The 20,948-nt window shown below is 69.9% G+C and carries 17 protein-coding genes; 10 read left to right on the top strand and 7 right to left on the bottom strand.

Features of this window, described 5'->3' with window-relative positions; translation table 11 throughout:
- Positions 1–63: 63 nt before the first annotated feature.
- Positions 64–1,770, bottom strand: a complete 1,707-nt coding sequence (locus FB600_RS18965) for a glutamine--tRNA ligase/YqeY domain fusion protein (RefSeq protein WP_096749209.1) — start codon at positions 1,768–1,770, stop codon at positions 64–66.
- 224 nt (positions 1,771–1,994) lie between these two features.
- On the opposite strand from FB600_RS18965, the gene FB600_RS18960 reads away from it, so the two are divergent.
- On the top strand, positions 1,995–2,204 hold the full coding sequence (locus FB600_RS18960) for an ornithine acetyltransferase (protein WP_025099792.1): 210 nt from the start codon (positions 1,995–1,997) through the stop codon (positions 2,202–2,204).
- 366 nt (positions 2,205–2,570) lie between these two features.
- Here FB600_RS18960 and FB600_RS18955 read toward each other — a convergent pair whose 3' ends face one another.
- Positions 2,571–3,791, bottom strand: coding sequence for a CaiB/BaiF CoA transferase family protein (locus tag FB600_RS18955; protein WP_096749208.1), 1,221 nt, complete (start codon positions 3,789–3,791; stop codon positions 2,571–2,573).
- A 397-nt stretch (positions 3,792–4,188) separates the two neighbouring features.
- On the opposite strand from FB600_RS18955, the gene alaS reads away from it, so the two are divergent.
- Complete coding sequence (alaS, locus tag FB600_RS18950) at positions 4,189–6,813, top strand: alanine--tRNA ligase (protein WP_098181048.1); 2,625 nt, start codon at positions 4,189–4,191, stop codon at positions 6,811–6,813.
- A 96-nt stretch (positions 6,814–6,909) separates the two neighbouring features.
- Here alaS and FB600_RS18945 read toward each other — a convergent pair whose 3' ends face one another.
- Positions 6,910–7,854 (bottom strand): LysR family transcriptional regulator, encoded by a 945-nt coding sequence (locus tag FB600_RS18945; protein WP_145757179.1) that lies wholly within the window; start codon positions 7,852–7,854, stop codon positions 6,910–6,912.
- A gap of 129 nt (positions 7,855–7,983) precedes the next feature.
- On the opposite strand from FB600_RS18945, the gene FB600_RS18940 reads away from it, so the two are divergent.
- On the top strand, positions 7,984–9,402 hold the full coding sequence (locus tag FB600_RS18940) for an aldehyde dehydrogenase family protein (protein ID WP_145757180.1): 1,419 nt from the start codon (positions 7,984–7,986) through the stop codon (positions 9,400–9,402).
- Positions 9,403–9,502: 100 nt separating this feature from the next.
- Here the strand turns inward: FB600_RS18940 and FB600_RS18935 are convergent, their stop codons facing one another.
- A complete protein-coding gene (locus tag FB600_RS18935) occupies positions 9,503–10,585 on the bottom strand; it encodes an aldose epimerase family protein (protein WP_098181043.1) in 1,083 nt (360 codons plus the stop codon).
- On the bottom strand, positions 10,582–11,805 hold the full coding sequence (locus tag FB600_RS18930) for a XylR family transcriptional regulator (protein ID WP_013697695.1): 1,224 nt from the start codon (positions 11,803–11,805) through the stop codon (positions 10,582–10,584). Before FB600_RS18930 ends, FB600_RS18935 begins: the two co-directional genes overlap by 4 nt.
- Before the next feature lie 344 nt (positions 11,806–12,149).
- Here FB600_RS18930 and xylF point away from each other — a divergent pair, with 344 nt between their 5' ends.
- From xylF to FB600_RS18910, 4 genes are all read left to right on the top strand, one after another.
- Positions 12,150–13,178, top strand: coding sequence for a D-xylose ABC transporter substrate-binding protein (gene xylF, locus FB600_RS18925; RefSeq protein ID WP_098154796.1), 1,029 nt, complete (start codon positions 12,150–12,152; stop codon positions 13,176–13,178).
- A gap of 32 nt (positions 13,179–13,210) precedes the next feature.
- Positions 13,211–14,770, top strand: coding sequence for a D-xylose ABC transporter ATP-binding protein (gene xylG / locus FB600_RS18920; RefSeq protein WP_096749200.1), 1,560 nt, complete (start codon positions 13,211–13,213; stop codon positions 14,768–14,770).
- On the top strand, positions 14,767–15,969 hold the full coding sequence (locus FB600_RS18915; protein WP_013697698.1) for a sugar ABC transporter permease: 1,203 nt from the start codon (positions 14,767–14,769) through the stop codon (positions 15,967–15,969). The genes xylG and FB600_RS18915 overlap by 4 nt, the downstream gene beginning before the upstream one ends.
- Positions 15,970–16,032: 63 nt before the next feature.
- Positions 16,033–16,800 (top strand): SDR family NAD(P)-dependent oxidoreductase, encoded by a 768-nt coding sequence (locus FB600_RS18910; protein WP_013697699.1) that lies wholly within the window; start codon positions 16,033–16,035, stop codon positions 16,798–16,800.
- A 50-nt stretch (positions 16,801–16,850) separates the two neighbouring features.
- Here FB600_RS18910 and FB600_RS18905 read toward each other — a convergent pair whose 3' ends face one another.
- Positions 16,851–17,822, bottom strand: a complete 972-nt coding sequence (locus FB600_RS18905; RefSeq protein WP_145757181.1) for a LysR family transcriptional regulator — start codon at positions 17,820–17,822, stop codon at positions 16,851–16,853.
- Between the two features lie 118 nt (positions 17,823–17,940).
- On the opposite strand from FB600_RS18905, the gene FB600_RS18900 reads away from it, so the two are divergent.
- Positions 17,941–19,287 (top strand): YbfB/YjiJ family MFS transporter, encoded by a 1,347-nt coding sequence (locus FB600_RS18900; RefSeq protein ID WP_145757182.1) that lies wholly within the window; start codon positions 17,941–17,943, stop codon positions 19,285–19,287.
- A gap of 244 nt (positions 19,288–19,531) precedes the next feature.
- On the top strand, positions 19,532–20,068 hold the full coding sequence (locus FB600_RS18895) for an NUDIX domain-containing protein (RefSeq protein ID WP_013697702.1): 537 nt from the start codon (positions 19,532–19,534) through the stop codon (positions 20,066–20,068).
- A gap of 100 nt (positions 20,069–20,168) precedes the next feature.
- Here FB600_RS18895 and FB600_RS18890 read toward each other — a convergent pair whose 3' ends face one another.
- Positions 20,169–20,510: a YbjQ family protein gene (locus tag FB600_RS18890; RefSeq protein ID WP_013697703.1), complete on the bottom strand. Its 342-nt coding sequence runs from the start codon at positions 20,508–20,510 to the stop codon at positions 20,169–20,171.
- Positions 20,511–20,695: 185 nt separating this feature from the next.
- Here FB600_RS18890 and FB600_RS18885 point away from each other — a divergent pair, with 185 nt between their 5' ends.
- On the top strand, positions 20,696–20,926 hold the full coding sequence (locus tag FB600_RS18885) for a hypothetical protein (protein ID WP_096749195.1): 231 nt from the start codon (positions 20,696–20,698) through the stop codon (positions 20,924–20,926).
- The last annotated feature ends 22 nt before the right edge of the window (positions 20,927–20,948 follow it).

Genomic DNA, 20,948 nt, shown 5'->3' with positions numbered 1-20,948 from the left:
AGCAGGCGCAAAAAAATACCCGGCCGAAGCCGGGTATTTTTCGTTCATCCACGCACTGGGCGCTTACTTCCCGCCCCAGCTATCGCGCAGCGGCACGATCCGGTTGAACACCGGCTGGCCCGGCTTCGAATCATGGCGATCGGCCACGAAGTAGCCATGACGCTCGAACTGGTAGCGCGCCTCGGGAGCCGCGCTTTCGGTACCCGGTTCCACATAGGCCTGCATGATCTTCTTCGAGTCGGGGTTCAGCGCCTCGAGATAGTTGCGTCCGCCCGCATCGGGATGGGCTTCGCGGAACAGGCGGTCGTAGATCCGCACCTCGGCCGGCACGGCCGCGGCCGCGCTGAGCCAATGGATGGTGCCCTTGACCTTGTAGTTGTTCGCGCCTTCGGTGCCCGAGCGGCTGTCCGGGAAGTAGTTGCAATGCACGGCGGTGACCTTGCCTTGCTCGTCCTTGTCGAAGCCCGTGCACTCGATCACGTAGCCGTAGCGCAGCCGCACCTTGTTGCCCGGGAACAGGCGGAAATAACCCTTGGGCGGCACTTCCTGGAAGTCCTCGCGCTCGATCCACAGCTCGCGCGAGATCGGGAAGGTGCGCACGCCGCGTTCCGGATGATGCGGATGCACGGGCGCCGTGCAGTCCTCGGTCTGGCCTTCGGGGTAGTTGTCGATCACCAGCTTGAGCGGGTCGAGCACGGCCACGGTGCGCGGCGCCTTCTCGTCCAGATCGTCGCGCAGCGCGCCTTCCAGCACGCCCATGTCGATCCAGGAATCGACCTTGGTCACGCCGATGCGCTCGCAGAACAGCAGCAGGCTCTCGGGCGTGAAGCCGCGGCGGCGGATGCCGACGATGGTCGGCATGCGCGGGTCGTCCCAGCCGTCCACGTGGTTCTCGGTCACCAGTTGCAGCAGCTTGCGCTTGCTGGTGATCGCGTAGGTCAGGTTCAGGCGCGAGAATTCGATCTGTTGCGGCAGCGGACGCGTGAACACGCCGGCCTCGGCCAGCTCGTTCAGCACCCAGTCGTACAGCGGGCGGTGATCCTCGAACTCGAGCGTGCACAGCGAATGCGTGATGCCTTCCAGCGCGTCCGAGATGCAGTGCGTGTAGTCGTACATCGGATAGATGCACCACTTGTCGCCCGTGCGGTAATGATGCGCGTAGCGGATCCGGTAGATCACCGGGTCGCGCAGGTTGAAGTTCGGCGAGGCCATGTCGATCTTCGCGCGCAGCACATGGGCGCCTTCGGGGAATTCGCCGGCCTTCATGCGGCGCAGCAGGTCGAGGTTCTCCTCGACCGGGCGCTCGCGGAACGGCGAGTTCGTGCCGGGCTCGGTGGCGGAGCCGCGGTTGGCGCGCATTTCCTCGGCGCTCTGGCTGTCCACGTAGGCCTTGCCGCGCGTGATCAGCAGCTCGGCGTATTCGTAGAGCCTGTCGTAGTAGTCGCTGGCGAAGTACGTGTGATCGCGGCCGTCCTTCTGCCACTCGAAGCCGAGCCATTGCACGGCGTCGACGATCGAGTCCACGTACTCGACGCTTTCCTTTTCCGGGTTGGTGTCGTCGAAGCGCAGATGGCAGACGCCGCCATAGTCGCGCGCCACGCCGAAGTTCAGGCAGATGCTCTTCGCATGGCCGATGTGCAGATAACCGTTCGGCTCCGGCGGGAAGCGCGTCTCGACGCGCCCGCCCCATTTGCCCGAGCGATTGTCGTCGTCGATGGTGTTGCGAATGAAATTGGATGCCGCGGGGGCGTCGTTGCGTTCGGTGCTCATGCGGGAACAGGAAGAAAGGTGGGCGCGCGCCGGTTGCGCCGCCTGAAACCGTCGATTCTACCTGAGCCGGGCGGCGGGTGAGGAGCGCCGGCCCGGCGCCGGGCCGCCTGTATCAGTCGTAACGGGAGGTAAAACGCGTTGGCGGGCGCTCGGCGGCTTCATAAGATTCGCTCACCCGGTTCCAAGCCGCATGAGCTGAGGAGGGATTCGATATGAACATTCAAATGAAAAAGACGCATTTCCTGGTTCGCACCACCGTGATCGCACTCGTCGTCGCCAGCCTCGGCGCCTGCACCATGACGCGCACCCAGCGCAACGCCGGCATCGGCGCGGCCGCCGGCGGCGCGCTGGGTTATCTCGTCACGGGCGGGCCGATCGGCACCGTGGCCGGCGCGGCCGCGGGCGGCATCGTCGGCGCGAACGTCCATCGTTGATCGCGGGCCGGGCCTGGCTGGCGCCTGAGCGCCGCCGGCCCGGCGGATCGATCGCTTCGAGTGATTCCGGCCCGGTGCCCCGAGGGCGCCGGGCCGAATCCAAGGTTTCCAGGCCGCCGTTGCGCGTCGGTCGACGGCCGGGAAACCGCCCATGACGCCCGCAACGGCGGCATGAAGACCATCAGACGGCAAGGTCGAACAGCAGCAACAGGCATCAGGGAGAAACCGGCGGCGACGCCGGGCAATGACACGTGACGTCGAGGGAGCGGCCGCTCGCGGTGGGTTCACCATCGACGCAAGGCGCCGGGACATGCGAATGCGTGTCCCGGCGTTTTTCATGGCGGCCGCGGTCGCGCCGCCCGCGCCTCAGACGGCGCCCTTGTCGCGCAGCGCCGCGATCGCGGCCTCGTCGTAGCCGAGCAGCTCGCGCAGCACCGCCTCGGTATGCTCGCCCAGCAGCGGCGGCGCGCTGCGCGCCTCGGGCGGCGTGGCGCTCATCTTCACGGGATTGCGCACCAGCTTGACCGGCGCGCCGCTCGGATGCGGCAGTTCCACCTGCAGGTCACGCGCCACCACCTGCTCGTTCTCGAACACCTCGGCCAGGTCGTTGATCGGCCCACAGGGCACGCCGGCCGCCTCCAGCGCGGCGATCCATTCGTGCTTGCCGCGCGTGCGCGTCATCTCGGCGAGGATCGGCACCAGGATCGGCCGATGCCGCACGCGCGCGGGATTGGTGGCGAAGCGCTCGTCGTCGGCCAGCTCGCCGCGCCCGCCGGCCTCCACGAACTTGCGGAACTGCCCGTCGTTGCCGACCGCCACGATGATCCAGCCGTCGCTGGTCTGGAAGGTCTGGTAGGGCACGATGTTGGGGTGGGCATTGCCCCAGCGCACCGGCGGCTGGCCGCTGGCCAGGTAGTTGGTGTTCATGTTGGCGAGCAGGGCCACCTGCACGTCGAGCAGGGCCATGTCGATGTACTGGCCTTCGCCGGTGCGGTCGCGATGCGTCAGCGCGGCGAGGATCGCCACCGAGGAATAGAGGCCGGTGGCGAGGTCGGCGATCGCCACGCCGGCCTTCTGCGGGCCGCCGCCGGGCTCGCTGTCGCGCTCGCCGGTGATGCTCATGAAGCCGCCCAGGCCCTGGATGATGAAGTCGTAGCCGGCGCGGTGCGCATAGGGGCCGGTCTGGCCGAAACCCGTCACCGAGCAGTAGATCAGGTCCGGCTTCAGCTCGCGCAGGCTGGCGTAGTCGAGGCCGTATTTCTTCAACTGCCCGGCCTTGTAGTTCTCGATCACCACGTCGCATTGCGCGGCCAGCTCGCGGATCACGCGCTGGCCTTCCGGGCTGGCGATGTCCACCGTCACCGAGCGCTTGTTGCGGTTCGCCGCCAGGTAGTAGGCGGCTTCGCGCGTGTCGCTGCCGTCCGCGGCGCGATGGTAGGGCGGCCCCCAGTGGCGCGTGTCGTCGCCCGCGCCGGGCCGCTCGATCTTGATCACGTCGGCGCCGAAGTCGGCGAGCGTCTGCGCGCACCACGGGCCGGCGAGCACGCGGCTCAGGTCGAGAACGCGGATATGACTCAATGCTCCCATCTGCTGTCTGTCTCCCTCGGAACTGGCAGGGCCCGGGCCTTGGCGCCCGGGCGGCGATCGCTGCATCTTAAAGCGATTCCCGCCCCGGCGGCGTGAAAGCGGGGCCAGGCGAGGGCGCGGCGCCGCTCTGGGCTGTTCCGTGCCGCTCTGGGCCGCCGCGCGCCGGCAAACGGGGCGCGAAGCGCCCGCCCCGTCGCGAGGCGCCCGCCGGCCGGCGCCATCCCGGGCCGTCCGCCCGCGCGACGCCGTTCCGCCCCCGCCGGCGCGGGCCTGCCGCCCCCGGGTCGCGATCCCGTATAATCGATCGTTTCAGAAACCAGCCGCCGTGCGCCCGATCCCCCCGGCGCACGGCGCCGATAGCCACAGAGCCAGTCTGGCAGGACCGTTCCCGCACGCTATGAAAGCCGCCGAAATCCGCGAGAAATTCCTCAAGTTCTTCGAATCGAAGGGTCATACGATCGTCCGTTCGTCGAGCCTCGTCCCGGGCAACGACCCGACCCTGCTGTTCACCAATTCGGGCATGGTGCAGTTCAAGGACGTGTTCCTCGGCACCGAATCGCGTCCGTACTCGCGCGCGACCACCTCGCAGCGCAGCGTGCGCGCGGGCGGCAAGCACAACGATCTCGAGAACGTCGGCTACACCGCGCGCCATCACACCTTCTTCGAGATGCTGGGCAACTTCTCGTTCGGCGACTACTTCAAGAAGGACGCGATCCACTACAGCTGGGAGCTGCTGACGAGCGTCTACGGCCTGCCCAAGGAAAAGCTGTGGGTCACCGTCTACCACGACGACGACGAGGCCTACGACATCTGGGCCAAGGAAGTGGGCGTGCCGACCGAGCGCATCATCCGCATCGGCGACAACAAGGGCGCGCGCTACGCCTCGGACAACTTCTGGCAGATGGGCGACACCGGCCCCTGCGGCCCCTGCTCGGAAATCTTCTACGACCACGGCCCGGACGTCTGGGGCGGCCCGCCGGGATCCCCCGAGGAAGACGGCGATCGCTACATCGAGATCTGGAATCTCGTGTTCATGCAGTTCAACCGCGACGCGCAAGGCAACATGACGCGTCTGCCGAAGCCGTCGATCGACACCGGCATGGGCCTGGAGCGGATCGCGGCGGTGCTGCAGCACGTGCACAGCAACTACGAGATCGACCTGTTCCAGACCCTGATCAAGGCCGCCTCGCGCGAGACGGGCGTGGCCGACCTGACGAACAATTCGCTGAAAGTCATCGCCGATCACATCCGCGCCTGCTCGTTCCTGATCGTCGACGGCGTGATCCCGGGCAACGAGGGCCGCGGCTACGTGCTGCGCCGCATCGTGCGCCGCGCGATCCGCCACGGCTACAAGCTGGGCCGCAAGGGCGCCTTCTTCCACAAGCTGGTGGCCGACCTGGTGGCCGAGATGGGCGGCGCCTATCCGGAACTGAAGGAAGCCGAAGGCCGCGTGACCGACGTGCTGCGCCAGGAAGAGGAGCGCTTCCTCGAGACCATCGAGCACGGCATGACGATCCTCGACGCGGCGCTGGCCGAGCTCGACGCCAAGGGCGCCAAGCAGCTCGACGGCGAACTGGCGTTCAAGCTGCACGACACGTATGGTTTCCCGCTGGACCTGACGGCCGACGTCTGCCGCGAGCGCGGCATGACGGTCGACGAGCCGGCCTTCGACGACGCCATGGCGCGCCAGCGCGAGCAGGCGCGCGCGGCCGGCAAGTTCAAGGCCACCCAGGGCCTCGAATACTCGGGCGCCAAGACCACCTTCCACGGCTACGAGGACGTCGCCTTCGACGATGCGAAGATCGTCGCGCTCTACGTGGGCGGCACGGCCGTCCAGCAGGCGCAGGTCGGCGAGCAGGCGGTGGTGGTGCTGGACCACACGCCGTTCTACGCGGAATCGGGCGGCCAGGTCGGCGACCAGGGCGTGCTGGCCAACGCGGCCACGCGCTTCGCGGTCGAGGACACGCTGAAGGTGCAGGCCGACGTGATCGGCCATCACGGCACGGTCGAGCAGGGCACGCTGAAGGTGGGCGACACGCTGCGCGCCGAGATCGACGCCGCGCGCCGCGCCCGCACCGAGCGCAACCACTCGGTCACCCACCTGATGCACAAGGCGCTGCGCGAGGTGCTGGGCAGCCACGTGCAGCAGAAGGGCTCGCTGGTCGACGCCGACAAGACGCGTTTCGACTTCGCGCACAACGCGCCGATGAGCGACGACGAGATCCGCCGTGTCGAGGCGATCGTCAACGCCGAGATCCTCGCCAACTCCCCGGGCATCGTCAGCAACATGTCCTACGACGAGGCGGTGAAGGGCGGCGCGATGGCGCTGTTCGGCGAGAAGTACGGTGATGAGGTGCGTGTGCTCGACCTGGGCTTCTCGCGCGAGCTGTGCGGCGGCACCCACGTGCGCCGCACCGGCGACATCGGCTTCTTCAAGATCGTGATGGAAGGCGGCGTGGCCGCCGGCATCCGCCGCGTCGAGGCGATCACCGGCGACAACGCCCTGCGCTACGTGCAGGAGCTCGACGCGCGCCTGAACACGGCCGCCTCGATGCTCAAGGCGCAGCCGGCGGAACTGACCCAGCGCATCGGTCAGGTGCAGGACCAGGTCAAGTCGCTCGAGAAGGAGCTGGCCGCGCTGAAGTCGAAGCTGGCCTCCAGCCAGGGCGACGAGCTCGCGCAGCAGGCCGTCGACGTCAAGGGCGTGCAGGTGCTGGCCGCCACGCTGGACGGCGCCGATTCGAAGACGCTGCGCGAAACCGTCGACAAGCTCAAGGACAAGCTCAAGCACGCGGCCGTGGTGCTGGCCGCGGTGGAAGGCGGCAAGGTCAGCCTGATCGCCGGCGTGACGGCCGAGGCGAGCAAGCAGGTCAAGGCCGGCGAACTCGTCAACTTCGTGGCCCAGCAGGTGGGCGGCAAGGGCGGCGGCCGGCCGGACATGGCCCAGGCCGGCGGCACCGAGCCGGCGAACCTGCCGGCCGCGCTGGCGGGCGTGCAGGCCTGGGTGGCTTCGAAGCTCTGAGCTTCAGCTTGGGCGCGGCCGGTTTCGGCGGCCGAAGCCTGAACGACAAAGCCGCGAACCGTGAGGTTCGCGGCTTTTTTCATGGGCGCGCGATATTCAACCCGCCTCCCAAGGCGCGGCCGTCCAGTTCTCCGAAAACACCGGCAACCCGTTCGCGCGCCGTTCCTGCACCAGCTCGATCAGGGCCCTCAAGCGCGCCGGCACGAAGCGCCGCCCCGGGTAATACAGCCGCAAGCCGCCGAACGGCTGGCACCAGTCGTCCAGCACCGGCACCAGCGCGCCGCGCGCGAGATCCTCGCTGACGAACCAGTCGCTCAGGAAGCCCAGCCCGAGCCCGGCCAGGGTGGCCTGGCGGATCGCGCGCGAGTCGCTGAACACCAGCCGCATCGGCGCGTTGACCGCGAACTTCTGGCCCGCGCGCTCCAGCTCCCAGTGATAGACGCCGCGCCCCAGCCGCATGCTGATCAACTGGTGGTCGACCAGCTCGGCCGGCTCGCGCGGCGTGCCGTGGCGCGCCAGGTAGCCTGGCGTGGCGACCACCCGCATGCGGATCTCGTCGGTCAGCGGCACCGCGATCATGTCCTGCGGCACCGATTCGGCCAGCCGGATTCCCGCGTCGAAGCCGTCGGCGACGATATCGATCAGCCGCAGGTCGCTGACCACGTCGACGCGCACCTGCGGATAACGGCGCAGATACTCGGCCAGCAGCGGCTGCACCAGCATGGTGGCGGTTTCGGGCGGGGCGTTCAGGCGCAGCGTGCCGCTCGGCATGTCGGGCCCGGTGCCGGCTTCCTCGTCGGCGCGGCGGATCTCGGCCAGCGCCGGCGCGACGCGCTCCACGTAGCGCTGGCCGGCATCGGTCAGCGCCACGCTGCGCGTCGAGCGGTTGAACAGGCGGACCTTCAGGCGCGCCTCGAGCCCGGCCACCGCCGCGCTGACGGCCGTGGTCGACATCCCCAGCTCGCGCGAGGCGGCGCGGAAGCTGGCGAGGCGGGCCACGGCCAGCACCACCTCGAGTTCGGTCAGGCCGGTGCGATGCATCGATCGTCCTTTTTTTCGGGATAACCCATGCATGATAGGACGGCTTATCGGAATAGTCCCGAATCCCTACACTCGACTCCATGCAAGACGACGCCGTCCCGGCGTCGCCCAACCAGACGGAGAAGGCAGATGCAAAGGATCGAGCACAGCTACATCAATGGCGAATTCGTGGTGCCCCATGGCGAGGAATGGTTCGACCTGGTCGACCCGAGCAGCGGGCAGGTGAACGGGCAACTGCGCCTCGGCGACGAGGAGGACGCGCGCCGCGCGATCGCCGCGGCCGCCGCGGCCTTCCCGGCCTGGTCGGGCACCACGCGGCAGGAACGGCTGGCCGCGCTGCGTCGCATCCACACGCAACTGGTGGCGCGCGAGGACGAACTGCTGGAGGCGGTGGTGGGCGAATACGGCGCGCCCTCGTCGCGGGCGCGCTGGATGGCCCAGTACCCGGCGCAGACGGTCCAGCAGGCGATCGAGACGCTGGAGGCCTATCCGTTCGAGGAGCAGGCCGGCGCGGCACGCGTGGTGATGACGCCGGTGGGCGTGGCCGCGCTGATCACGCCCTGGAACAGCAATGCCGGTTTCATCTGCAACAAGCTCGCCACCGCGCTGGCGGCCGGCTGCACGGCGGTGATCAAGCCCAGCGAGATGAGCGGCTGGCAAACCCGCGTGGTGATCGAGGCGCTGCACGCGGCCGAGCTGCCGGCGGGCGTGTTCAACATCGTCAACGGTCGCGGCGAGGTGGTCGGCGAGACCTTCGCGCGCGATCCGCGCGTCGCCAAGATCTCCTTCACGGGTTCGTCGGCGGTCGGCCAGCACCTGGTGGAGGCCGGTGCGGAAGGCATGAAGCGCGTCACGCTGGAGCTGGGCGGCAAGTCGCCCACCATCGTGCTCGACGATGCCGATTTCGCCGAGGTGATGCCGCTGGTGCTGCAGGCCGGCTTCATGAACAGCGGCCAGGCCTGCGTGGCCGGCACGCGGATCCTGGTGCCGCGCGCGCGGCTCGCCGAGTTCGAGCAACTGGCCGCGGCGGCCGTGGCGGGCATCAAGTCAGGCAACCCGCACGAGGCCGATACCGAGATCGGGCCGATGGTGAGCCGCAAGCAATGGGAGCGCGTGCAGGGCTACATCAGGCTCGGCGGCGAGGAGGGCGCGCGCCTGCTGGCGGGCGGCGAGGGTCGCCCCGACGGGCTGGAGGCGGGCTGGTACGTGAAGCCGACACTGTTCTCGGGCGTGAACAACGCGATGCGCATCGCGCGCGAGGAGATCTTCGGGCCGGTGCTGTCGATCATCGCCTACGAGGACGAGGAGGACGCGATCGCGATCGCCAACGACACGCGCTACGGCCTGAGCGCGCTGGTGCTCGGCAAGGATCGCGAGCGCTGCGAACGGGTGGCGCTGCGCATCGACTCGGGCCGGGTGCTGGTCAACACGCTGAACCACGAGCCGCGCGCGCCGTTCGGCGGCTTCAAGCATTCGGGGCTCGGCCGCGAAATGGGCAAGTGGGGGATCGCCGCCTACCTGGAGCCGAAGACGCTGCTGGTGGGGTGAGCTCGAGGCTGAAGCTCGCGGCCTGTCGATCCGGCCGCGAATAGCGGGAACGACCGACGTGGAAACGGCGGCGGGGCATCGAGCCCCGTCGCCGTTTTTGTCATGGCGCGATCGTCACGCGATAGCGCGTGTCCTGCCGATAGACCTGGCCGGGGCGCAGCACCACGGCCTCGGCCCGCGGCGAGTTGATCTGGTTCGGGAACGCGCCGGCTTCCAGGCACAGCGCGCCATGTCGGGCGAACGCGCCCGACAGCCCGTTGCCGGTATAGAGCTGCAAGCCCGGCTGGTCGGTCAGCACGCTCAGCTCGCGGCCGCTGCCGGGTTCGTAGACGCGCGCCACCTCGCGCACGCGCGGCGCGCCCTGCTCGTCGGTCTCGGCGGGGCGCAGCACGAAGCAGTGATCGAAGCCGCCCGCCAGCGCGAGCTGCGCATGCGGCCAGCCGAGCCGCGCGCCGAGCGGCGCGGCGTGGCGGAAATCGAAGGCGGTGCCGGCCACGCCGGCCTCGCGCTGCGGGATCAGGCGCGCATCGACCTCCAGGTAGCGATCGGCGTCGATGCTCAGCACATGCCCGCCGATATCGCCGTGCGGCCGCCCGCTCAGGTTGAAATAGGGATGGCTGGTCAGGTAGAGCGGGGTGGCTGCGTCGGTGCGCGCCTCGTAGCCGATCGACAGCGTGCCGTGGTCGTCGAGCGCGTAGCGCACGCACACCTCCAGGTTGCCGGGAAAGCCGCCTTCGCCTTCCGGCGAGGCGAGCCGCATCAGCAGCGCATCCTCGCGCGGCTCGGCTTCCCACAAGGCCCGATGAAAGCCGCTGAACCCGCCGTGCAGGCATTGCGCGCCGTCGTTGCGGTCGAGCGGGTAGTCGATGCCGTCGAGCGAGAAGCGCGCAGCGGCGATGCGGTTCGCGCAGCGCCCCACCAGCGCGCCGAAATAGGCGTTCGAGGCCAGGTACTCGGCCGGCGTGTCGTGCCTGAGCAGGATCTCGCCGAGCCGGCCGGCGCGGTCGGGCGCCTGCCAGGACACCAGGGTGGCGCCCAGCTCGCTGATCGCCACGCGCATGCCGTGCGCGTTGCGCAGCGTAAACAGGCGCACCGCGTCGCCGCCGGGCAACCGGCCCCAGGGGCGTTCCGTCAGGCCACGCGCATCCGGCGCATAGGCTCGTTGCGATTCGATCGCGCTCAAGCATGACCTCCCGTCATGGTGCGTTCCTGGTATTCGCGCGGCGTGCAGTCGAGTTCGCGACGAAACACGGCGTACATGTATTGCGGCGAGGTGAAGCCGCAGCGCACCGCCACCTCGGCGGTGGCCAGCTCGCGCGTGGCCAGCAGTTGCTTGGCCGCGTCGAGCTTGTGGCGCAGGATTTCCTGGTGCACGGTGCAGCGCAGCTCGCGGCGGAAATGCTCCTCCAGCGAGGAGCGCGACACGCCCACGTAGTCGGCCACCTGCTCGGTGCGGATGCCCTGGCAGGCGTACTGGCGGATGAAGTGGCGCGCGCGCATCACGTAGGGGCTGGCCAGCGGCTGGTGGCGCGTCGAGGCCAGCACGTTGATGCCGACCGGCGGCACCAGGATCTGACGGCCGCCGAAGCGCGCGCCGCCGAGCATCTGGTGCAGCAGGTGGGCGGCGGTGCGGCCCATCTCCACGGTGCCCTGGATCACCGAGGACAGCGGGATGCGGCTGAGCGTGCGCGTGAGCGGATCGTTGTCGATGCCGATGATGGCGATCTCCTCGGGCACCGCCAGCCCGGCCGCCACGCAGGCTTGCAGCAGGTGCCGCGCGCGCGCGTCGGTCACCGCGATCACGCCGACCGGCTTGGGCAGCGCGCGCAGCCAGTCGGTCAACTGGCGCGTGGCGTGATGCCAGGTCGGCGCGCTGGTCGACAGGCCGCGATAGATCTCGGCCTCGATCGGCACGTCGGGCACGTCATGGCGGCGCAGCCGCGTATAGACCAGCTCGCGCTGCTGGGCCCAGCGGTTCTCGTCGGCGGGCGGCAGGCTGTACATCGCGAAATGCTCCAGCCCGGCCTCGATCAGGTGCGTGTAGGCCAGCGCCACCAGCTGGCCGTTGTCGGTCGCCACGTAGGGCAGGCTGGGCGGGTAGTGCGCCGCGTCCTCGTAGGACGAGCCCACCGCCACCACCGGCAGGCGGCAGCCGCGCAGCGCCGCGTCCACGGCGGGGTCGTCGAAGTCGGCGATGATGCCGTCGCCGTCGAAGCGCTCGATGCCCTGCACGCGGCAGCGGAAATCGTCCTCGAGGAACAGATCCCAGCTCACCCGCGTGGAGCGCATGTAGTCGCCGATCCCGGTGATCAGTTCGCGGTCGTACACCTTGTTCGCATTGAACAGCAGCGCGATGCGATGCGCGCGCGCCGGTTGCGGCGAATCGGACGAAGCACGTTGCATGGTCGGTTCGTGTCTCGCGAGGCGTCGTTATGCATCTGGCCGCGGACCTGGGCACGGCTCGCGCGACGCGGCGGGCGCCTCTTGCCCGCGGCCCGCTCATTCTAGTGGCAAGCGGCGGCGCCGGCCGGGCCTTCTCGCGCGGCCCGGCAAGAAATGTTAGGGCGCTTGGGCAATTTCGTAATTGCCGCTGCGCCGCGCCCGCATGCACCATGCCGCTTGTCCTCGGGCCGGGCCGGCCCCGCCGGTGCGCGGTTCGCTCCGGGCGGGCGCTTCGTGCGCCGCAGCATCGAGCGACGCCAGGCGTGAAGACGCCCTACAAGAATCAGACCGAAATGGAGACAGACATGCCCCTGAATCGCCGTCGTTCCGTTCTCGCTTCACTCGTTTCCGGCGCCGTGCTGGCCGGCCTGGCGCTGATGGCGCCGCTGGCGCACGCCAGCAAGGATCACCCCGAAATCGGCTTCTGCATCGACGACCTGCGCGTCGAGCGCTGGTCGCGCGATCGCGACTACTTCGTGGCCGCCGCCGAGAAGCTCGGCGCGAAGGTTTCGGTGCAGTCGGCCGACGCCAGCGAGGAGCGCCAGATCTCGCAGATCGAGAACCTGATCTCGCGCGGCGTGGACGTGATCGTGATCGTGCCGTTCAACTCGAAGGCGCTCACCAACGTGGTGGCGGAGGCGAAGAAGGCCGGCATCAAGGTGGTGTCCTACGACCGCCTGATCCTCGACGCGGACGTGGACGCCTACATCTCCTTCGATAACGAAAAGGTCGGCGAGCTGCAGGCGCAGGGCGTCCTCAAGGTCAAGCCGAAGGGCCGCTACTTCCTGCTCGGCGGCGCGCCCACCGACAACAACGCGAAGATCCTGCGCGAAGGCCAGATGAAGGTGCTCAAGCCCGCCATCGACCGCGGCGACGTCCAGGTGGTCGGCCAGCAATGGGTGCCGGAATGGAGCGCCTCGACCGCGCTCGGCATCATGGAGAACGCGCTGACCGCCAACAACAACCGCATCGACGCGGTGGTGGCCTCCAACGACGGCACCGCCGGCGGCGCGATCCAGGCGCTGGCCGCCCAGCACCTGGCCGGCAAGGTGCCGGTCTCGGGCCAGGATGCCGACCTGGCGGCCGTCAAGCGGCTGGTGGCCGGCACCCAGACCATGACCGTCTACAAGCCGCTCAAGCTGATCGCGAGCGAGGCCGCCAAGCTGGCGGTGACGCTGGCCCAGGGCGGCAAGCCGGCCTACAACGCGCAGTACGACAACGGCCGCAAGAAGGTCGACACGGTGCTGCTGCAGCCCACCTTGCTGACGAAGGACAACGTCGACCTGGTCGTCAAGGACGGCTTCTACACCCAGGCGCAGATCGGCGCGCAGTAAGCGCGAGCCCATCAGACCGAAGAGGACGACGCATGTCGGAACCCCTGCTGGAAATGCGCGGCATCGTGAAGAGCTTCGGCGGCGTGAAGGCGCTCGACGGCATCGACCTGGTGGTGCGCCCGGGCGAATGCGTCGGCTTGTGCGGCGAGAACGGCGCCGGCAAGTCGACGCTGATGAAGGTGCTCTCGGGCGTCTACCCGAGCGGCACCTGGGACGGCGAGATCCGCTGGGAAGGCAAGCCGCTCAACGCCGCCGGGATTCGCGACACCGAGCGCGCCGGCATCGTGATCATCCACCAGGAGCTGATGCTGGTGCCCGAGCTGTCGGTGGCCGAGAACCTGTTCCTCGGCAACGAGATCACGCTGCCGGGCGGGCGCATGCACTACGCGGCCATGTACCGGCGCGCCGACGAGCTGCTGGCCGGGCTCGGCATCGAGGGCATCAACGTGGCGCTGCCGGTGATGCATTACGGCGGCGGCCACCAGCAGCTGATCGAGATCGCCAAGGCGCTCAACAAGCGCGCGCGGCTGCTGATCCTCGACGAGCCCTCGTCCTCGTTGACGGCGGCCGAGACGCGCATCCTGCTCGACATCGTGCGCGACCTGAAGGCGCGCGGCATCGCCTGCGTCTACATCTCGCACAAGCTCGACGAGGTCGAGGCCGTGTGCGACACGATCACCGTGATCCGCGACGGCCGCCACGTCTCGACCCAGCCGATGCGCACGCTGTCGACCGATCGCATCATCGCGCAGATGGTGGGCCGCGAGATCGCCAACCTGTTCCCGCGCGAGCCGCATCCGATCGGCGAGGTGGTGCTGGAGGCGCGCGAGGTCACCTGCCTGGATGTCAACAACCCGCGACGCAAGCGCGTCGATGCCGTGTCCTTCTCGGTGCGGCGCGGCGAGATCCTCGGCGTGGCGGGGCTGGTCGGCGCCGGGCGCACCGAGCTGATGCAGGCGATCTTCGGCTGCTACCCGGGCGCGAGCCAGGCCGAGCTGCGCCTGGACGGCAAGCCGCTCAGAATTCGCGCGCCGCTCGACGCGATCCGCGCCGGCATCGCGATGGTGCCCGAGGACCGCAAGCGCCACGGCATCGTCCCGCAGCTGAGCGTGGGCCACAACATCACGCTGGCCGTGCTGCAGCGCTACGCGCGCTTCGGCCGGATCGACGCGGCCGCCGAGCACGACGCGATCCGCGTCGAGATGCAGCGCCTGTCGGTGCGCGCGGCGCACCCGATGCTGTCGATCGCGAGCCTGTCGGGCGGCAACCAGCAGAAGGCCGTGCTCACGCGCATGCTGCTCACCGAGCCGCGCGTGCTGATCCTCGACGAGCCCACGCGCGGCGTCGACGTCGGCGCCAAGTACGAGATCTACAAGCTGATCGGCGAACTCGCCAGGCGCGGCATGGCGATCGTGATGGTCTCCTCCGAGCTGCCCGAGGTGCTGGGCATCTCCGATCGCGTGCTGGTGATCGGCGACGGCGAGCTGCGCGGCGATTTCCCCAACGAGGGCCTGACGCAGGAGCAGATCCTCAGCGCGGCGATCCGGCCCGCGCGCTCTTCCACGACTTCGACCGAGGCAAGCCCCGCATGACACCCGAGACCATTTCCCAGGCCGCCGAGCAGACCGGCCGCGCGGCCGGCGCGAGCGGCTCCGCGCAGCAGCTGCGGCGCCTGTTCGCGCGCTACAAGATCCTCGCCCTGCTGGTGGCGGTGGCGGCGATCTGGCTGCTGTTCTCGATCCTCACGCACGGCGCCTTCATCACGCCGCGCAACCTCTCCAACCTGCTGCGGCAGATGTCGATCACCGGCATGCTGGCCTGCGGGATGGTGTTCGTGATCATCGCCGGCGAGATCGACCTGTCGGTGGGCTCGCTGCTGGGCCTGCTCGGCGGCGTGGCGGCGATCCTCGACCAGGTGCTGGGCTGGCCGGTGGCGGCCACCGTGCCCACCGTGATGGCGCTGGGCGTGGCGATCGGCCTGTTCAACGGCTGGTGGTCCACCTATCGCGGCGTGCCCTCGTTCATCGTCGGGCTGGGCGGCATGCTGGCCTATCGCGGCATCCTGCTGGGCCTCACGCACGGCTCGACCATCGCGCCCGTGTCGGACGGCTTCGTCGCGATCGGGCAGGCCTACCTGCCGCCGCGCATCGGCGACGCGCTGGCGGTGCTGATCTTCGCGCTGCTGGTGGCCGTGGCGATCCGCCAGCGCGGCGCGCGGCGCCGCTACCAGCTGGCGGTGCCGCCGCTCTGGCAGGACGTCGCCAAGCTGGTGGCCGCCGGGCTGATCATCGCCGCCTTCGTGGCCACGCTCGACGGCTACGGCGGCATCCCCGTGCCGGTGCTGATCGTGCTGGCCCTGCTCGGCGCGTTCTCCTGGATCGCCACCCAGACCGTGTTCGGCCGGCGCATCTACTCGGTCGGCTCGAACCTGGAGGCCACGCGCCTGTCGGGCATCAACACCGATCGCGTCAAGCTGGCGATCTTCGCGCTGATGGGGCTGATGTGCGCCTTCGCCGGCATCGTCAACACCGCGCGGCTGGCGGCGGGCTCGCCCTCGGCCGGCAACATGGGCGAGCTCGACGCGATCGCGGCCTGCTTCATCGGCGGCACCTCGATGCGCGGCGGCGCGGGCACCGTGCACGGCGCGCTGATCGGCGCGCTGGTGATGGCCAGCCTCGACAACGGCATGTCGATGCTCGACGTCGACGCCTACTGGCAGATGATCGTCAAGGGCTCGATCCTGGTGCTGGCGGTGTGGATCGACGTGATGTCGCGCGCCGGGCGCCGCTGAGCGGGCCGCCGCAAGCCTCTTCTTTCTCATCAACGTTTTCCTGACCGCTTTTCCGGAACATCCATGACCCATGCCATCTATCCGAGCCTGGCCGGCCGCCATGTCCTCGTCACCGGCGGCGGCAGCGGCATCGGCGCGGCCATCGTCGCGGCCTTCGTCGCGCAGGGCGCGCGCGTGAGCTTCGTCGACGTCGCGCGCGAGGCCTCCGAGGCGCTCGCGGCCTCGCTCGCCGGCGCCGCGCATCCGCCCGTGTTCCGCCATTGCGACCTGCGCGACATCGAGGCGCTGAACGCGGCCTTCGCCGCGATCGAGGCCGAGGCGGGGCCCGTCGAGGTGCTCGTCAACAATGCCGCCAACGACGATCGCCACGAGATCGGCGCGGTGAGCGCCGACTACTGGGACCGCCGCATGGAGGTGAACCTGCGCCACCAGTTCTTCTGCGCGCAGGCGGTGCTGCCGGGCATGAAGCGGCTCGGGCGCGGCGTGATCCTCAATCTCGGCTCGATCTCCTGGCATATCGCCGAGCGCGGGCTGTCGATCTACATGACCGCCAAGGCCGGCATCGAGGGGCTCACGCGAGGGCTGGCGCGCGACCTCGGCGAGTTCGGCATCCGCGTGAACTGCATCGTGCCCGGCGCGGTGAGGACGCCGCGCCAGATGCAGCTGTGGCAGTCGCCCGAGAGCGAGGCGCGGCTGGTGGATGCGCAGTGCCTGCACCTGCGCGTGGAGCCGGAGCACGTGGCGAGCATGGCGCTGTTCCTCGCCTCCGACGACGCGGCGCGCTGCACGGCGCGCGAGTATTACGTCGATGCGGGGTGGTTCGGCGGTTGAGCGGGCGGGTTTCGTTTCGTCTTGACGACGCGCGGCAGGCGGCGCCGCGTTCAGGCCGCCGCCGCGCTCGCCCGCTTGCGCCTCGCGCGGCCGGGCTTGCCGGCGACAGCCTCGCCGGTCGTCGGCGCCCGGGCCTGGTCGTCGGTTCCGCCGGCCTGCGCGAGCAGCGCGTCGCGCAGCGCCAGCAAGGCGGCCGAGCCGTGGCCGCGCCGCCATACCAGCAAGGTGTCGACAGGCGCGATGTCGGCCACCGCGTGGATCGACATCGCCGCCGCCATCGGCGAGCCGTCCAGCACGTTGCGCGGCGCGATCGCCACCCCCGCGCCGGCCGCCACGCAGGCCAGGATCGCGTGGTAGGAACCCAGTTCGAGCACGCGCGAGGGCTGGCATTCGGCGGCCGCGTACCAGCGCTCGACATAACCGCGATAGGCGCAGCCGCGCTCGAAGGCCACCAGGGTCGGCACGCGCAGGTCGCGCGCGGAGACGATGCGCGGATGGCCGCGCGGCGCGATCAGCGCCAGCGGCTCGTGATAGACGCTCACCTGCTCGAACACGACCGGGTCGAGCAGCTCGGGCTGCGGCGGCGTGGCGAGCAGGGCGGCGTCGAGCTCGAAATCGCGGACCTGCTCGATCAGCCGCCGGGTCACGCCCGTCACCAATTCCAGGCCGACCTCGGGCCAGCGCTGGTGATAACGCGCGAGCACCTCGGGCAGGCGCGCCGCGGCCGTGCTCTCCATGGTGCCGAGCCGCAGCCGTCCGTGAGGATGATCCTCGCGCACCGCGTGCCGCGCCTCGTCGGCCAGCGCCAGCAGGCGCTCGGCATAGGGCAGCAGGGTCTCGCCGGCCGGGGTCAGCACCAGGCGGCGGCCGTCGCGCGCGAACAGCGCGGTGCCGAGCGCCGCCTCCAACTGGCGGATGCGCGTGGTCACGTTCGACTGCACGCGGTTGAGCTTGGCCGCCGCGCGCGTGACGCCGTTTTCGCGCACCACGGCGCGGAAGATCGCCAATGCCGCCAGATCCATGATTCTCTCCTGGAGAACAATTGCTTCTCGATTATTCATTTTTCGAGATCTAGCGGGCAGGCTAGCATGAAATGACGCGTCGGATGGCCGATGCGCCCTTTCGCCGACCCGGAGCCGCATGACTCGCCCGCTTGCCCCGCCAGCCCCGTCTTCCTTCGATTCGACCGCCTCGGCTGCCGCTGCCGCTTCAGCGACTTCGGCCGTCTCGACCGCTTCGGGCGCCACGAACGGTTCCACGGCAACCAACCCGGCCGCCGCGCGCGGTCCCGGCCCGCTGCGCATCGCGCTGGCCTGCGCCGCCGTGCTGGCCGTCGCGCTCGGCGTGGGCCGCTTCGCCTTCACGCCCTTGCTGCCCTTGATGCTGGCCCAGGGCGCGCTCGACATCCGCCACGGCGGCTGGCTGGCCTCGGTGAACTACGCCGGTTATTTCGTCGGCGCGCTGAGCTGCGCGGCGATCCGGATCGACGAGACGCGCATGGTGCGCGGCGGCCTGCTGGCCACCATCGCGCTGACCGCCGCGATGGGCCTGCTGCCCGGCTTCGCGTTCTGGCTGCCGGTGCGTTTCCTGGCCGGCGTGGTGAGCGCCTGGACCTTCGTGTTCGCCGCGCAATGGGGGATGCGTCGGCTCGCCGAGCAGGACGCGCTGCAATGGGGCGGGGTGATCTTCACCGGAGCCGGTTTCGGCATCGTCGTGACGGGCCTGATCGGCGCCGCGCTGGCCGGCCGGCGCGCCGAGCCCGGCTGGCTCGGCTTCGCCTTGCTCGCGGTGCTGCTGGCGGCGCCGATCTGGCGCATGTTCGCGCCGAGGGCGGGGGAGCGGGCGAGGGCAGGGAAGATGCGGCGGCCCGTGTCTTCCGGCCGGCCGGGCCTGCACGCCGCGGCACGTCGCGATGCGCGCCGGCTGGTGCTGCTCTATGGCGCGCCCGGTTTCGGCTACATCATCACGGCCACCTTCCTGCCGGTGATCGCGCGCGGCGCGCTGCCGATCGGCTCGCCCTGGCCCGATCGCTTCTGGCCGATGTTCGGCGCGGCGCAGATGCTGGGCGCGGTGTTCGGCTCGCGGCTGCCCGCGCGCTGGGACAATCGCCTGTTGCTGGCCTTGTGCTACGCGCTGCAGGCGCTGGCGATCGTGCTCGGCATCGTCTGGCCGAGCGCGGCCGGGTTCGCCCTGGGCAGTGCGCTGCTGGGCCTGCCGTTCACGGCGATCACGCTGTTCGCGATGCGCGAGGCGCGCCGCCTGCACGGCGACGACGCGGCCGGCCTGATGGGTTACGCCACGGCCTGCTACGGGCTCGGGCAGATCGCCGGGCCGCTGGTCGCAGCGCCCGTGGTGGCACGCGCCGGCTCGTTTACGCCGGCGCTGTGGATCGCGGTGGCGGTGCTGCTGGCGGGCGCGGCCGGTTTCGCGGCCTGGGGGCTGGCGGCACGCGGCCGGGCGGTCGAGCGGGGCGGGCAGGGCGCTTGATGTGGCGGGGGCGGCGTGGGCTGCTTCGCGGCGGGGACGATCGGGGCGACTTGCTGCCGCTCGCGTTCCGGCGCGGCCGGCAGGACCGGCGCGTGCCGGGCCGACGAGGCGGCCCGGCCCATCGGCCAAGGCGAACGTGCCACCGGTGCGCAAGCGCCAAACTCGCTAGAATGAGCGCTTCGCCGATCCCCCGAACGACGGCGCGCCTGGCGGTTCCAGGCCGCGCCGCATGCGCTCCCCTCCGATGACCACTGCCGAGTACCGTTTCTGCCCGCGCTGCGCGAGCCCGCTCACGACCCGCGCCGATTCGCCCGAGGAGGGCGGCCGCACGCGCCAGGCCTGTCCCGACGTCGAATGCGGTTATGTCCACTGGAACAACCCCTTGCCGGTGGTGGCCGCGATCGTCGAGATCGACGGCAAGGTGCTGCTGGCGCGCAATGCCGCCTGGCCCGAAGGCATGTTCGCGCTGATCACCGGTTTCCTCGAGAACGGCGAGACGCCGGAGGAAGGGATCGCGCGCGAGGTGCTGGAGGAAACCGCCTTGCGGGCCGACACGGTCGAGCTGGTGGGCGTCTATGAATTCATCCGCAAGAACGAGCTGATCATCGCCTATCACGTGCGCGCCTCGGGCGAGGTGCGGCTCTCGCCGGAGCTGCTCGAATACCGCCTGGTCGAGCCGCCGAAGCTGCGCCCCTGGCGCGCCGGCACCGGCTACGCGGTGGCGGACTGGATGCGCGCGCGCGGCCTCGAGGTGAGCTTCGTCGACCGGCCGGGGCAATAAACCAGTCAACCGAACCGGCGGCAAACATGCAAAGGCCGCGCGGGCATCGACCCGCGCGGCCTTCTTGCTTTCTTGTTTCCCGCGGCGGCGCCGCCGCCGCTCAGCCGGCCGCGGCCGGCACCACGCGCACGGCCGTGCCGTAGCAGAGCACCTCGGTGATGCCCGAGCCGATCTCGGTGGCGTCGTAGCGCATGCCGATGATGGCGTTGGCGCCGAGCCCGGCGGCCTGGGCCAGCATCTTGTCGTAGGCTTCCTGCCGGGCGCGCTCGCACAGCGAGGTATAGAGCGAGATATTGCCGCCGAAGATCGTCTGGATCGCGGCGCCGAACGAGCCTACGATCGAGCGCGAACGCACCACGATGCCGCGCGCGATGCCGAGCGAGGCCTCGATGCGCTGGCCGGGCAGTTCGAAGGCGGTGGTGATCAGGTGGGAAGCGGGCATGGAATCCTCGTCACGTAGGTGGTCGATATCGCGAGATTGTCATCTCGATGTCAGGTTTCGACGAGCCCGGCCGGCGCGAATTCCCGGGACATCGTGTCTTTTCGTGTCGCCGCCCGGCTGGTCAGTACCCCGACGCTCCCATAGAATCGCCGGCATCGTCACGAATTCGAGCAAGCGAGCGAGACATGGATCCTTACTGGTTCCCGGCGAAAACCCATGGCTGGGGCTGGGGTGCGCCCGCCACCTGGCAGGGCTGGCTGGTCCTGCTGGTCTATGTCGCGCTGATGTCGGGCGCCGCCTTCGTCTACCCGCCCAAGCGCGGGCAGGGGCGCTTCCTGCTGGCGGTGCTGGTCCTGAGCGCGGTGTTTCTCGCCGTGGTCTGGGCCACCAGCGAACCGCCGCGCTGGCGTGCCTGAGCAAGCTTGCGATCATCCACCC

The organism is Burkholderia sp. SJZ089 (assembly GCF_007828315.1).
Taxonomy (GTDB): domain Bacteria; phylum Pseudomonadota; class Gammaproteobacteria; order Burkholderiales; family Burkholderiaceae; genus Burkholderia; species Burkholderia gladioli.
The sequence above is the reverse complement of the archived record's forward strand: the minus strand, read 5'-3'. Positions and strand labels throughout refer to the sequence as shown.